Annotated in this window: 12 protein-coding genes; 1 reads left to right on the top strand and 11 read right to left on the bottom strand. The window is 68.3% G+C overall.

Annotation, left to right across the window (positions count from 1 at the left end; all coding sequences use genetic code 11):
• Positions 1 to 5: 5 nt before the first annotated feature.
• From J2X34_RS17010 to J2X34_RS16960, 11 genes are all read right to left on the bottom strand, one after another.
• Positions 6 to 596, bottom strand: coding sequence for a mce associated protein mas1a (locus tag J2X34_RS17010; protein WP_429518542.1), 591 nt, complete (start codon positions 594 to 596; stop codon positions 6 to 8).
• Complete coding sequence (locus J2X34_RS17005) at positions 583 to 1803, bottom strand: MlaD family protein (protein ID WP_429518541.1); 1221 nt, start codon at positions 1801 to 1803, stop codon at positions 583 to 585. The genes J2X34_RS17010 and J2X34_RS17005 overlap by 14 nt, the downstream gene beginning before the upstream one ends.
• The gene (locus J2X34_RS17000) at positions 1800 to 2819 is read right to left on the bottom strand and encodes an MCE family protein (protein ID WP_429518539.1); all 1020 of its coding nucleotides are present in this window, start codon (positions 2817 to 2819) and stop codon (positions 1800 to 1802) included. Before J2X34_RS17000 ends, J2X34_RS17005 begins: the two co-directional genes overlap by 4 nt.
• Before the next feature lie 17 nt (positions 2820 to 2836).
• Positions 2837 to 3949 carry an MCE family protein gene (locus J2X34_RS16995; RefSeq protein ID WP_429518537.1) on the bottom strand — a complete coding sequence of 371 codons (1113 nt, stop codon included), beginning with the start codon at positions 3947 to 3949 and terminating at the stop codon, positions 2837 to 2839.
• Positions 3946 to 5013: an MCE family protein gene (locus tag J2X34_RS16990; RefSeq protein ID WP_114721401.1), complete on the bottom strand. Its 1068-nt coding sequence runs from the start codon at positions 5011 to 5013 to the stop codon at positions 3946 to 3948. Before J2X34_RS16990 ends, J2X34_RS16995 begins: the two co-directional genes overlap by 4 nt.
• Positions 5013 to 6062 carry an MCE family protein gene (locus J2X34_RS16985; protein WP_429518536.1) on the bottom strand — a complete coding sequence of 350 codons (1050 nt, stop codon included), beginning with the start codon at positions 6060 to 6062 and terminating at the stop codon, positions 5013 to 5015. Before J2X34_RS16985 ends, J2X34_RS16990 begins: the two co-directional genes overlap by 1 nt.
• Positions 6059 to 7216, bottom strand: a complete 1158-nt coding sequence (locus J2X34_RS16980) for an MCE family protein (protein ID WP_429518535.1) — start codon at positions 7214 to 7216, stop codon at positions 6059 to 6061. The genes J2X34_RS16985 and J2X34_RS16980 overlap by 4 nt, the downstream gene beginning before the upstream one ends.
• Before the next feature lie 37 nt (positions 7217 to 7253).
• Positions 7254 to 8111, bottom strand: coding sequence for an MlaE family ABC transporter permease (locus J2X34_RS16975; protein ID WP_114721224.1), 858 nt, complete (start codon positions 8109 to 8111; stop codon positions 7254 to 7256).
• Positions 8111 to 8920, bottom strand: a complete 810-nt coding sequence (locus tag J2X34_RS16970) for an MlaE family ABC transporter permease (protein ID WP_114721226.1) — start codon at positions 8918 to 8920, stop codon at positions 8111 to 8113. The genes J2X34_RS16975 and J2X34_RS16970 overlap by 1 nt, the downstream gene beginning before the upstream one ends.
• 69 nt (positions 8921 to 8989) lie before the next feature.
• Positions 8990 to 10588: a fatty-acid--CoA ligase FadD5 gene (gene fadD5 / locus J2X34_RS16965; protein WP_114721228.1), complete on the bottom strand. Its 1599-nt coding sequence runs from the start codon at positions 10586 to 10588 to the stop codon at positions 8990 to 8992.
• 259 nt (positions 10589 to 10847) lie between these two features.
• Positions 10848 to 11627, bottom strand: a complete 780-nt coding sequence (locus tag J2X34_RS16960; protein WP_114721229.1) for an enoyl-CoA hydratase — start codon at positions 11625 to 11627, stop codon at positions 10848 to 10850.
• 308 nt (positions 11628 to 11935) lie between these two features.
• Between J2X34_RS16960 and J2X34_RS16955 the strand changes: the two genes are divergently transcribed.
• Positions 11936 to 13171 (top strand): TetR/AcrR family transcriptional regulator, encoded by a 1236-nt coding sequence (locus J2X34_RS16955; protein ID WP_429518532.1) that lies wholly within the window; start codon positions 11936 to 11938, stop codon positions 13169 to 13171.

The following is a 13171-nucleotide window of genomic DNA, read 5'->3' as shown; positions in this document are numbered from 1 at the left end:
GGTGGCTACTTGGTCTCGACGTTGTCGACGACCCAGCGGTCGCCGTCCCGTTCGAGCATCACGACCATCCGGTACTTCTGCGACTTGCCTTCGGGGGCAATCACGTTCTTCGCCTCCTGGTCAACGAAGGCCAGCATTACCGCACTCGAATCGTCGAGGCTCTGGACACCGATGTTCGTGACGGTGGCCGTCGCCTGCCCCTGACCGTCGGTGACGAGTGTCCGCAACGCGTCGACCATCTCGTTGTACTTGCCGGTGAACTCGGGCGTGGACATCCCCGCGATCTTGTCGCGGTTCGCGTCGAGGTTCTGGTAGTCGAACGACGCCATCGTCTGTGCGTAGTCGCGGGTGGTGTCGATCGCCACGTCGCGCAGTGAATCGAGCTGCCGCTGCTCCCACCACTGCCGGCCCGCCACCAGTCCGAGGACGACGGCCAGCACCGCCAGGATCGCGACGGGGACGGTCCCGAACCGGCGCCGGTCGGTCGACGACGGCTCGCTCGTGTCCGCGGTTGCGTCCACCACCGGTTGCGCCGTCGTGGCAACCGCACCGGTGGTCGCGGTGTCGTCGCCGTTGTCCGGCTTATCGTTCGCCATCTCCGAGCTCCTCCAGCAGTTGGTTCCATTGGTCGAGCGCCTCGACCCCGGTGGGGACGAGGATCGGGTCCTGCACCATCGGCGGGCCGATGACCGTTCCTGGCGTCGTCGCGTTCTGCAGCCCGAGATCGTCGGGGCGTGGGGCCGTTCGCGATCCGCGCTGCGCGATGTCGGTTCCGGGCGGGCAGTACAGCGTGAGGTTCGGCTCGGTGGGCGTCAGGGCGCCCACGGCGCGACGGGTCGTGTCGTAGTTGCACACGGGCCCCTGCGTACCGACGAGCGCGAACTCTGCCCGGTCCCCCTTGACGATCGATTCGAGCTTGCCGAGCCCTTCGGGGATCTCGTCGAGTCCCGCGGCCAGTGCGTCATGTCTGTCGGAGATGACCGGGGTGACCGTCGCGAGATTCGCCAGCAGCGCACCGAAAGTGTCGTGGTACCGGTCGAACAGTTCCCTGGTGCGGGTGAGCGCCTCGGGCGAACGGTCGACCAGATACACCAGGACCGGCCGGTTGTCGTCGAGTTGGCCGGTGAAGGTGCGCGCCGCACCCATCCCGCGGACGAACGAATCGGAGGCCTCTGCCATCGTCCCCACCAGGCTCGCGGTGCGCGTGAACAGTGAGCGCAGTTCGGGTGCCTGCCGTTCGAGCAGAGCGGTGAGCCGGTCGCCGTCGTCGATCAGTCCGGTCAGGCTGGGCCCGAGCCCCTCGAAGGATGCGCCCAACTCGGTGCCGAGGGTGCTGACGGCGTCGGGGTCGATACTGCCGAGCAGCCTCGCGGCGTCCCCCATCAGTTGGTCCATCTGGACGGGCTGCTGATCCTGTGGCGCGGCCAGGGTGTCGCCGTCCTCGAGATACGGCCCGGCGTCGGTGTTCGGGAAGATGTCGACGTTCTGGATGCCGGCAACGGTCCCCATCCCGACCTTTGCGATGCTGTCCTGCGGGATCCGGGTCCCCGGATCGAGGTCGAACTCGACACGCGCACCGCCGTGTTCGGCGTCGAGCGCCACCGACGCGACCTTCCCGACCTGCACGCCGCGGGAGGTGACGGTCGTTCCCGCGGTGAGCCCGAGTGCGTCGGACATGTTCGTATGCAGTCGGATCGGGTCTCCGAAGGCGCGCGGACCGGCCACGTACGCGATACCGAACGGCACGACCACTGCGGCCGTGAGCGCGAACAGGATCAGCTGGACCAGCACGACGCGCCTCATCCGATACCTCCCGACAACAGCGAGCGCATCGACTCTGCCTCGGGCGGCGGTGCGGCCGTCCCGCCGGTGATCAGGTTCTCGATGCCGGCGGGGATGTCGAGGGTGCCGTCGAACATCAGATAGTCACCCTTGGCCGCACGATCGAAGTTCCCGAGGAAGCTGTTCATGTTCGCGAGGGTCTCGCCGATGCGAGAGTTGTACGAGCGCAGCGATGCCAGCACTGTCGCAGTGTCGCCGAGCACCGCACCCAGGCCGGTCGACGACTGCGACGTCACGAAGTCCACGTGCTCGGCCAGCCGTGCGCTCGAATCGAGCAGGGAAGCAATGCGATCCCGCTGTCCCGCCAGGATGGTCACCGTCTCGGGCGCGGTGTCGAGGAACCCGTCGATGACGTCCAGCTGCGCCACCAGTTGGCGCGAGATGTCCGCAGCGAGATCGGTCGCGGCATCGAAGTCCTGCTGGTGCTGCGTCGCCGTCCCGGTCAGGGCGGTGACCGTGTCGAGCAGGTTCCGGACCTGCTGGGGTCGTCCGTCGAAGGCGGCGTTCAGTTCGCCGATCACGGTCTGCAACTGGTCGAAGCCGCTACCGGTCAGGACCGCGCCCAGGGTGGCGAGCGCGCTCTCGATCTGCGGCCCGATCTCGGTGCGGGACAGAGCGATCACGTCGCCGTCGGACAGCGCGGTTCCGGACGGCTGCTCGGGCTCCCGGAGCCGGATGAACGGACTGCCCAGCGCGGACGGCAGCTCCACCGCGGCCTCGACGTTGTCGGGCAGCTCGACCGACGACGTCAGGTTCAGGTCCACGGCCGCTCCGACGGTGTCGGTGGACAGGTGCGCGACCCGACCGATCACGCGCTGTCCGTGGCGGACGTCGGCACCGAGGAGCAGTCCGTCGGCGTGCGCGAGTTGGACGCTCACGGTGTAGTTGTCGCCGGGCACGGACCGCCCCAGCGGCAGGTCCTGGATGCCGGTGCCGCACCCGGTGGCGGCCAGGGCTCCGGCCAGCGCAACCGTCACGATTCCTCGGCGCCGCATCAGTTCCCCCCGATCGGCGCGGAACCTCCCGAGAGCAGCGTGGCCAGACCCAACGGGTCGGATGCGCTGATCGGGAAGGAGATCGGATTGGTGAAGCCGGCGCCCGTGCACAGCGGCATCGGGTACTGCTCGCACAGGGGCTGCGCAACCGCGAACTGGGTGAGCGCGGTGGAGATGTCGAGCCGGATCCGGCCGCGGTCGTCGGGTCCGACGGTCTTCGACAGGTTCTGCATCAGCAGCGGCACCAGGTCCATGAACTCGGCCAGGCCCGGCCGATTCGCGGCGAGCGCGTCACCGAGGGTCGACATGTTCTGCGAGATCACCCCCACGTGGTCGCCGTGTTCAGCGGTGAAGCGGTCGATCTGGTCGAAGACGGTCGCCAGATCCTGCAGCGGCTGGGAGATGTCGAGGTCCTGGGCCGCCCATTCGTCGCCGAGCGCAGCCAGGTCGGACACCAGCGCGTCGAGGCTCACCTGCCGCTCGTCGAGCTGGACCATGAGCGTGTTCAGGTTCTCGACCACGGCTCCGATGTCTTCACTGCGCGCGCCCACGACACCCGTTGCGGCGCCGAGGTTCCGGACCGCACGGTTGAAGTCGTCACCGCGACCGCTCATCCCGGTCGCGGCCCGCGACAGCAGCTCGCCCGCGTCGCCGCCGTCCGGTCCCAGCGCCTCGGTGAGCGTGCTGAGGCTGCCCATCAGGCCGTCGAAGTCGATCGGTGCGTGGCTGCGCTCGAGCGGTATCTCCGCACCGTCCTCGAGTTTCGGGCCGCCGCGGTAGGCCGGGCCGAACTCGAGGTGCCGATCGCTGATCACCGAGGGGTTGAGCACGTACGCGTGCGCGTCCGCCGGCAGGTCGACGGTGTCGGGCACCGACGCCGTCACCCGGACGTGGGTACCCAGCGGTTCCACTGTGGTGACCGTGCCGACAGGTACCCCGAGCACCGTCACGTCGCTGCCCGGGTAGAGACCGTTGACGTACGCGAAGTCGACGTGCACGGTCTTCGTGCGGTCGGTCCCCGCGAACACGAACCAGGCGCCGGCCGCCACCGCGATCACCACGACCAGCGCGAGCACGATCCGGCCGGAGATCCGTCGGTGGGGGACACTCATCGGCAGCCCTGCATCACGCCGAGCATGCACAGCATGTTGTCGGGGACCACGGCGGCGGGGGCGGTGACGTCGGTCCACGATCCGTTGCCCGTCGCGTCGGTGGCCGCGCGCAGTGCCCGCGGCAGCCGGGTCAGGATCTGGTCGATGTGATCGGCGTTGCGTTGCAACGTGTCCGTCACCTCGACCAGGTTGGTGGTCATCTCCCCGAACTCCTCCTCGTGTTCGGTGTAGGTGGTCGCGAGGGTGGACAGCACGGACCGGAGATTCTGGACCAACCGGGTGAGCACCTCCTTGCGCACCGCCAGGGTGCGGACGATGGTCTGTGCGTTCGCCACCGTCGCAGTCAGCGAGTCGCTCTGTCGGACGGCCAGATCCGACAGCGAGCGCGACATGGTCAGCAACTGGTCGATCTGCTCGGCGTTCTGCGCGACGACCGCGGACGCTCCGCTGATACCCGCGAGAGCCTTGCCGAGCTGCTCGGGGTCGTCCGGCATCACTTCGGACAGCGTCGTCATCATCGCCTCCAACGACTTCGCGTCGATCCGAGTCGCCGCATCGGTGGCGTCCCGGCTGATGTCGTCGAGGCTGTACGGCACGGTGGTCCGGGCGAGCGGGATGAGGTTCGCCGCCGCCCCGTCGGACGCAGCCTCGTCGACAATTCCGGCAGGGACCACCTCGAGGTACCGCTTGCCGAGCACCGTCTTCAGCCGCACGGTGGCGGTGGTCCGGTTCCCGAGCGGTTGTCCGTTGTCGAGCCGGAAGTCCACGCGCACATGATCACCCGCGAGGTCGATGCCCTCGACGCGTCCGGCGGGCACGCCCGCGACGTAGACGGGGTCGCCGCCGGACAGGCCGCTGGCATTGGCCAGTTCGGCCGTGTACGGGCTGGTCCGGGCCAGGTACCACACCTTGGGTATGCCGATCGCCGCCGCGAGACCGGCCACCAACAGCACGATGCCGACGGTGCCCAGCGCCAGCGGAGTGCCCGCACCGGGGCGGCGCTCACCACGGAAGACGAACAGCCACACCCCGACGACGACGTCGATGATCCGGACGGGGAACATCATCGGCACACCTCCGAATGGGTGGTACCGAAGATGTTGGCCTCCACGTCGCCGACCTTCAGGACGAAGTTGCACAGGTAGAGGCTGACGAACCCGCCGTAGCTGCTGATCCGGTTCACCCCATCCGCGAACTGGGGCATCTGTGCGACGAAGCGTTCGAACGCATCGGTGTCCGCGATCCAGGCATCGGTGACCGATGTGAGGTCGGTGATCGAACTGCCGAACGCGCCCTGCGAGTGCGTGAGGGCGTCCGCGAGCGACGCCACCGCGCGATTCCCGTTGTCCAACAAGGCCGCCAGTTGATCGTTGCTGCCGGCCACCGAGGTGCTCAGATCACGCAGACCGGTGACGAGTTCCTCGAGTTGCGGTTGGCGCGAGTTCACCGATCCCATCAGGGTGCTCATGTTCGACAGCAGTTCCTCGAACACACCCCGGCGGTTCGCGAGATCGGTGGTGAGGGTCCCGATCCGGTCGAGCAGCGTCGCGACCGTCGCCCCACCGCCGTCGAAGGTCTCCACGAAGCCGCGGGTCAGCGCATTGACCTCGGCGGGGTCGAGTGCGTCGAACAGCGGCGCGAATCCGTTCATCAGGGCGGTGAGGTCGACCGGCGGTGTGGTCCGCTCGAGGGGGACGACGCCACCCGGCGCCAGTGCCTCCGACGACGTACCGGCCGCGACCGCCTCGACGGCGCCGCCCGGCGGTGGGGTGAGCGCGAGGTACCGGGCACCGAGCATGTCGCCGTACCGCACGGCCGCGGTGACGTTCCGGTCGAGGGGATAGTCCGACGACACCTCGATCCCGACGACGGCCTTGCTGGTGCCACCGCCCGCGTCGGCGAACTCGATGGAGTCGACCCGGCCGACCCGGACCCCGAACATCGTCACCGGATTGCCCTGGTTGAGACCCTCGACATCGGTGAACTCGACGGCGTATCGCTCGGTGGCACCGTGCACCGGGACCGACAGCGTGTTCGCAACCAACGAGGCGCACACGACACCCACCGCGCAGAAACCGATCACCTTCGCGAGCGGAACCCAGGCCACCTTCATCGGATCTGCACCTCGGTTCCGCGCACCAGGGGGCCCAGCATGAGCGTGGACACCGGACTCTGTGCAGGCTCCGAATCCGCTGTCGCGCCGAGCAACCGATCCTGCAGCACCTGCAGCGCCTGCTGCTCGTCGGCGCCGCCGTCGACGCCGACGGGCCCACACGCCCCGGCCAGCGCGCCGTAGGAAGGACAGTCGGCAGCCGTGTAGGGCATGGGATCCGCGAACGTCGGCACGGCGGTGATGTCGAAGTGGCCGGTGGAGAACACCCGCGCACCGGCCGCGCCGAAGGTTCGCGCCCCCTCGAGCGTGTCGACGAGCCCGGTTGGGTCCGCCGCGGTGGTCGCGAGAATCACGCCGGTCGAATCGACGACCGTGACGATCCGGTCCCGCTGCCCACCGAGGAATCCGGCCAGGACGGGCGCGAAACTCGCGGCTGCCGAGAGACTTTCGGACAGGGAATCCGCGTTGTCGACCAGACTCCTGGACACCGACGCCGCCGACGACAGCGTCGCGACGACGTCCGGGGTCGCGGTGTCCAACGCCTGCAGCACCGCCCGGAACTCGGGGGTCGCGTCGAGGAACGTCTCTGCGGCCGGGGCGAGCGTCCGCGACGCGGCGTCGAGCCGGCCGATGATCCGGCCCACCGTCTCGCCGCGTCCGTCCAGGGCCTGCGACAGCGCCGACAGGGCCACCTGCATCTTCTGCGGTTGCATCCGGTCCAGGACGTCGACGAGCCTGGTGTAGACGCCGTACAGCGCCACCGCCTCCGGCCCGGAGTCGACGCGCACCTCGTCGCCGTCGGACAGGCTCGTCTCCGACAGCGCCGGGGGCCCCGGATCGTCGACGAGCTGTATGTAGATGTCCCCGAAAAACGTGCGGGGTACCACCCGGGCCGTGACGGTCGCCGGGATCAGTCCGATGGCGTCGGCGTCGAGCTGCAGCCGGACGACCGACGACTCGGTGCCCGGCTCGATCCCCGAGATGCGGCCGACGTTGACCCCGCTGTAGCGGACGGGCGCCTCCCCGCTGACGAGTCCCGCCGACGCCGGGATCGCGACGACCACCTCCGGGTCGCGGTGCAACTGACCGGTTCCCCGCAACACCATGGCGGTGCCGGCGACCACTGCGACCAGGACAGCGATCGCGCCACGCACGAGGAAGGCTGTTAGGCGACGGCTGTACACGTCCACGTCAGACCCCCATTCCGGGGATCGTGGGCACCAGGCCCCAGAGCGCGAACGTCATGAGCACATCGAGGATGCCGATCGCGAGGATCGCGGTCCGGAGCGCGCGTCCGGCGGCCTGCCCCACCCCGGCGGGGCCGCCCGACGCGAAGTAGCCGTACGAGCAGTGCACGAGGGCGACGACGCCCGCGAACACGATGGCCTTGAGCGCCGAGTACACGAGATCGGTCGGCGACAACGCCAGGTGGAAGAAGTAGTCGTAATTGCCCGCCGAGGCCCCGCCCCAGAACACGATCACCAGTCGCGTCGACAGGTAGCTGGCGAGCAGACCGATCATGAAGATCGGCAGGACGCACACCATCGCGGCCAGCACCCGGGTGCCGGCGAGGAACGGGATCGACCGCACCGCCATCGAGTCGAGGGCGTCGATCTCGTCGGAGATCCGCATCGCGCCCAGCTGCGCGGTGAATCCGGTCCCCACCTTGGCGGCCAGCGCGATCGCGACCACCACCGGCGCGAGTTCGCGGGTGTTCGCTATGGCCGAAAGCATCCCCGAAAGTGTTGTCATGCCGATGAGTTCGAGGCCACGGTGGGTCTCGACACCGAGCATCATCGCGGCGGCGAGGGACATCGCGAACACGATCCCGATCGTCCCGCCGCCCGCCAGCACCGAGTTGGTGCCGAAGCTGACCTCGCTGATCTGAGTGAGGACGTGCTTGCGATACCGCGTCGCCGCGTACGGCAGCGAGACGAGGGTGCGGTAGAAGAACGTGACGTGTCGGCCCACATCGGCGAGACCGTCGAGCACGGCGGATACCGGCCGGACGGCCCGGCGTAATCGCACCCTGGTGTCGAAGCCGACCATCAGTACGCTCCCACTGCCGGGACGATCACCGTGTACAGCGCCGACAGCGCGGTGTTCACGATGAACACGAGCGCGAACGCGATCACCACGGCCTCGTTGACCGCGTCCGCGACCCCACGGGGTCCGCCCTTGGCGTGCAAACCCTTGAAGGTCGCGACGAGCGTCGAGGCGAGCGCGAAGATCGCGGCCTTCACGAGCGCCATCACGAAGTCCGACATGCGGCCGTACTGACTGAAGGTCGCCATGAACGTTCCGGCCGGCAGGTGCTGGACGTAGATGTGGTAGAGGTAGCAGGCCATCACGCCGCCGAAGGTGACCATCGCGCACAGCGCGAGCGACACCACGACAGCCGCGACCAGACGGGGCGCGACGAGCCGCTCGAGCACGTCGATCCCCATGACCTCCATCGCGTCGATCTCTTCGCGAATCTTCCTCGAGCCCAAGTCCGTACAGATAGCCGATCCGGCCACCCCGGCCATCATCAGTGCACACACCAGTGCCGACGCCTGTCCCACGATGATGAACGCCACCACCGCGCCGGAGTACCCGCCGGCGCCGATCCTCCCCGCCAACTCACCGACCGACACCGCGACGAACACCCCGATCGGAATCATCAGCAGCAGAGAGGGACCGGTACTCACGCGGCCGATGAACAGCGTCTGAGTCACTGTCTCCCCGAGCGAGAGTCGCCCGCGCAGCAGCGCCCGCACGAGCGCGACGAGAGCCTGCACGGAGAAACCGATGAGGTACCCGCTCTGGAGGGCGACGTCCTGCATCGGCCCCTTGGCGGTGGGTAACTCGTACGTCATTCGCCGGCCCTCCCCAGTTCCGTGTCGAACCCGAGACCGCTGCGGCCCCCCGCGCGGTCGGCTGCGCCGTCAGCCCTGCACGACGGCGGCCGCCCCGCCCCGCAGGTCGCCCTTGACGACCTTGCCACTCGCGTTGCGCGGCAACGCCTCCACGCACACGACCGCCTTCGGGTGCTTGTAGCGGGCCAGCTGCTCGTCGAGGAACGGCTGCAGTTCGGCGAGCGTGAGGCTTCCGCCGGCGTCCGGCCGCAAGGCGATCACCGCCACCGGAATCTCGCCCCACTTGGGGTCCGGGCGGCCGATCACGGCCGCCTCCTGGATCTTCGGATGCGCGAACAGCGCGTTCTCCACCTCGGCGCAGTAGATGTTCTCTCCGCCGGAGATGATCATGTCCTTCTTGCGGTCGACCACGTAGACGAAACCCTCGTCGTCCATGCGCACGAGGTCTCCCGAGTGGAACCACCCGCCGTGGAACGCATCCGCGGTGGCCGCCGGGTTCTGCCAGTACTCGAGCATCATCGTCGGCCCGCGGTAGACGATCTCCCCGACCTCGCCGGGCGCGACGTCGTTCATGTCGTCGTCGACGACCCGGGCCTGGACGGTCGGGATCACCCGGCCCACCGAGCCCAGCTTGCGGAGTGCGTCCTCACCGTCGAGCACGCAGGTGATCGGCGACATCTCGGTCTGCCCGAACACCGCAACGTTCGACGCGTCCGGGAAGGTCTCGGCCATGGCCCGCAGTACGGTGTCCGATGCGGGGGCCGCGCCCCAGGAAATACCGCGCAGCTTCAGCTTTCGCGGCTGTACCTGCTGAATCGCACAGACGGCCTGCCACTGGACGGGCACCAGGAACAGCGTGGTGACCTGCTCCTCCTCGAGGACGTCGAGCAGCGTGTTCGGATCGAACGCACCGACCGGGTAGATCACGGTGGTCAGGCCCAGCATCAGACTCGGCGCCATCGACCCCAGTGCGGCGATGTGGAACATCGGGGACGCACAGAACCCGATATCGTCGGCGCGGTTCAACTGGAAGGCGCGAATGCAGGTGAGGGCCTGCGCCTCCATGTTGCTGTGCGTGAGCACCGCACCCTTGGGACGCCCAGTAGTGCCCGACGTGTACATGATGAGCGCCGGGGTGTCGTCAGGAACATCCAGCACGGCACGATGTTCCCCGGCCTCCGCCACGAGATCCTCGTACCCGAGCACGCCTCCTTCCGAGCCGGCGCCGACCGTGACGATCAGGTCCAGCCCGCCGGTCTCCGCCCGGACCGCAGCGGCGAGGGGCGCCAACGTCGTATCGGTGATCACCGCGCCTGAGCCGCTGTCCCGGACGAGATATGCGACCTCGGGGACGGTCATGCGGAAGTTCACCGGCACCGCGATCGCCCCGAGCGCATTGGTGGCGAGCACCGCCTCGAGGTACTCCGGACGATTCAGCATGAGGATCAGGACCCGGTCCCCGAAGCCGACGCCACGACGCGACAGCGCGTCCGCGAGCTTCTCGACCCGATCGTGCAGCGTGGACCACGTGATCGAGGCGCCCTGGAAGCGCAGCGCCTCGCGCTCCGGGATCATGCGGGCGTGGCGTGCAACCTGGTTGTTCCAGTTGGTGCGACGGGACCGTTGCGCCTCGAGCGAGGCGGCGGGCACAGCAGCGGAAGTGACCATCGAGGGTTCCTCTCGTGCGTGGCGGGTCCTCCCGACCTGACCGGACCCGTGGTTCGATGTGAGGCAGATTACATGTTATGAGCGGTTTCGGTGAGCAACTTTGTTAATCGATATTCTCGGTCCACGCCAAGGTGTGTCGGCCCGGACCGTCACGCCCGCACGTTCCGCCGGAATGGCCGTTCACCAGCTCTTATCGGACGATCGTCCGACGGCGTCCCGAGAGGGAAAGCGGTCGAAAAGTAGACGCAAATTCCACTAGTCAGGGAAACTGGGGACGTCGCTTCTGCAGCATCGCGGCGGCCCCCTCGGCGAAATCCGCCGACGCGAGAAGCTCCGACTGACCGGCCTTCTCCCGTTCGAGTGCGTCGTCCAACACAGCCAGTGTGCCCGCCGCGAGCGCCCTCTTGGTGAGTTCGAGCGCGCGGCGCGGCCCCGACGCGAGCCGGGCCGCGACAGCGCGGGCGTGCGCCACGAGCTCGTCGTCCGGCAGCGTGCGGGACACCAGGCCCAACCGGTCGGCATCGGCTGCGGGTACCCGCTCACCGAGCAGCGCCATCTCTGCGGCCTTCGCCCGGCCGATCGCGGCCGGAACCAGCACGCTCGATCCCCCGTCCGGCATCAGCCCGATACCGACGAAGGCGAGCAGGAAGTACGCGCTGTCCGCCGCGTACGTGAGGTCGGCTGCGAGCGCCATCGAGACCCCGACCCCCGCGGCCGGCCCGTTGACCGCCGCGACGACCGGAACCGGCACCTCGACGATGGCCCGGATCACCTCGTTGGCGACGTCCATGATGATCTCGGGATCCGCCGGATCCGACACGGTCGCAGCCAGATCCGCCCCCGTGCAGAACGCGCTACCGGCACCGGTGATGAGAATCGAACGCACGTCCGGATCTCTGCCGGCGGCACGGATGGCGGCACCGAGATCGCGCATCGTGGGCATGTCCACGGCGTTCATCCGTTGGGGCCGCGCGATGGTCAGTTCCAGGACCGAATCGCACAGTGCCCGCTGCAGGCCGCTGCCTGTCGTCGTGGTCATACCCGTACCCCTCGTCGAGTGAGTGTGCGAGCCGGACGCCGATGGCCGACTCAGTTCCGTCGATCATGCGCCGAACCGGCTCGTCGCACGTCGAAATGTCGCCGATGGTCACCCGCGGACCGTCAGGTTCCGGGACCGCAGTAAGAATCGGCGTTAACTTTCGTGTCGGGCGGATCGATTGTCAACCACTGATGCGCAGCAGGATTCGCGCTAATCTCCGGTCGGACAAACGATCATGAAGTCGGATACGGGGGCTCACCGCTGCGCTATGCTGCCGACACCAGTCCCCCACTTGTCAGGAGGTTCGGGTGGCGGAACGGACGGAGATCCGGCGCAGGCCCAAGAACCGGAGAGCGCAGATCGCCACGGTCGCGGCCGAGGCCTTCAGCGAGCGCGGGTATCACGGCGTCAGCGTCGACGAAATTGCTTCGACGGTAGGAATTTCCGGGCCCGCGCTGTATCGCCACTTTCCGAACAAGTACGCACTGTTCCTGCATGCCGCGACCGATCTCGCGACCGCGCTCGAGGGAGCGATCACCGACGACGCCGATACGCCGGCCGCGACCGCCGCCGAACGCCTCGACGGACAGATCCTGGCCGCGATTCGCACCACCGTCGCCAACCGACGCACCGCGGGTCTCTACCGTTGGGAGAGCCGGTATCTCGACACCGGCGACCGGGAGTGCATCCGCGCCACGATCGAGAGCGTCAACCGCCGGATAGGTGCCACCCTCGCCGAACTGCGTCCGGATCTTCCGCAGCGCGACGACGTGCAGATCTGCGTTGCGCTGCTCAGCGTCATCGGCAGCATCACGGTGCATCGGTCGAACCTGCCCCCGAAACGTCTCGAGCGACTCCTCCTGGACGCCTGCCGGACCGTGTCCCGTGTCGAGTTGCCCCCACCCGCGGAGCCGACAGCCGCATCGACCAGAGCGCCCGGCATTCCGCTGTCCAACAAGCGGGAGGTGTTACTCAACGAGGCCATCGTGCTCTTCCACGCCCGCGGCTACCACGAGGTGAGCATCGAGGAGATCGGCAGTGCCGCAGGCATCAACGCCTCGGGCGTGTACCGACACTTCGCCGGCAAGTCCGATCTGCTGGCCGCAGCGTTCCATCGTGCCGCGGACCGACTGACGGTCGCCGTCAGCACCGCGCTCGGCGAGTCCACGACTCCGCAGGAGGCCCTGCGGGCACTGGTCGCGGTGTACGTCCGGCTGTCGTTCGCCCAGAGCGAGTTGATGAGCGTGTACTTCGCCGAGATCGGCAGTCTGCCGTCCGCGCAGCGCACCGAACTGCGCAACGTGCAGCGTCTCAACATCGAGGAGTGGGCCCGACTCCTCGGCGAGACCCGAACCGAACTGTCGGCGACCGAGTGCCGCTTCCTCGTCCATGCCGCGCTGAGCCTTGTGCTCGACGTGGGCCGGGTGATGCACTTCGACCCGACCCCGGGCAACGAACTCCGAGTCCGAACGCTGATGCTGGCAACACTGTTCGGCGAGGCGAACGTCGCACCGGATCACGCAGGAGAAGACACAGGAGGCTGA

This window comes from Rhodococcus sp. BE178 (assembly GCF_050433545.1).
Taxonomy (GTDB): Bacteria; Actinomycetota; Actinomycetes; order Mycobacteriales; family Mycobacteriaceae; genus Prescottella.
Note: the sequence above shows the minus strand (reverse complement) of the source record. Positions and strands in the feature narration are given on the sequence as shown.

What these genes read in the sequence shown, in the direction of transcription:
- J2X34_RS17010 (WP_429518542.1), bottom strand. Translation starts at nt 596, where the DNA reads ATGGCGAACGATAAGCCGGACAACGGCGACGACACCGCGACCACCGGT.
- J2X34_RS17005 (WP_429518541.1), bottom strand. Translation starts at nt 1,803, where the DNA reads ATGAGGCGCGTCGTGCTGGTCCAGCTGATCCTGTTCGCGCTCACGGCC.
- J2X34_RS16995 (WP_429518537.1), bottom strand. Translation starts at nt 3,949, where the DNA reads ATGAGTGTCCCCCACCGACGGATCTCCGGCCGGATCGTGCTCGCGCTG.
- J2X34_RS16990 (WP_114721401.1), bottom strand. Translation starts at nt 5,013, where the DNA reads ATGTTCCCCGTCCGGATCATCGACGTCGTCGTCGGGGTGTGGCTGTTC.
- J2X34_RS16985 (WP_429518536.1), bottom strand. Translation starts at nt 6,062, where the DNA reads ATGAAGGTGGCCTGGGTTCCGCTCGCGAAGGTGATCGGTTTCTGCGCG.
- J2X34_RS16975 (WP_114721224.1), bottom strand. Translation starts at nt 8,111, where the DNA reads ATGGTCGGCTTCGACACCAGGGTGCGATTACGCCGGGCCGTCCGGCCG.
- J2X34_RS16970 (WP_114721226.1), bottom strand. Translation starts at nt 8,920, where the DNA reads ATGACGTACGAGTTACCCACCGCCAAGGGGCCGATGCAGGACGTCGCC.
- fadD5 (WP_114721228.1), bottom strand. Translation starts at nt 10,588, where the DNA reads ATGGTCACTTCCGCTGCTGTGCCCGCCGCCTCGCTCGAGGCGCAACGG.
- J2X34_RS16960 (WP_114721229.1), bottom strand. Translation starts at nt 11,627, where the DNA reads ATGACCACGACGACAGGCAGCGGCCTGCAGCGGGCACTGTGCGATTCG.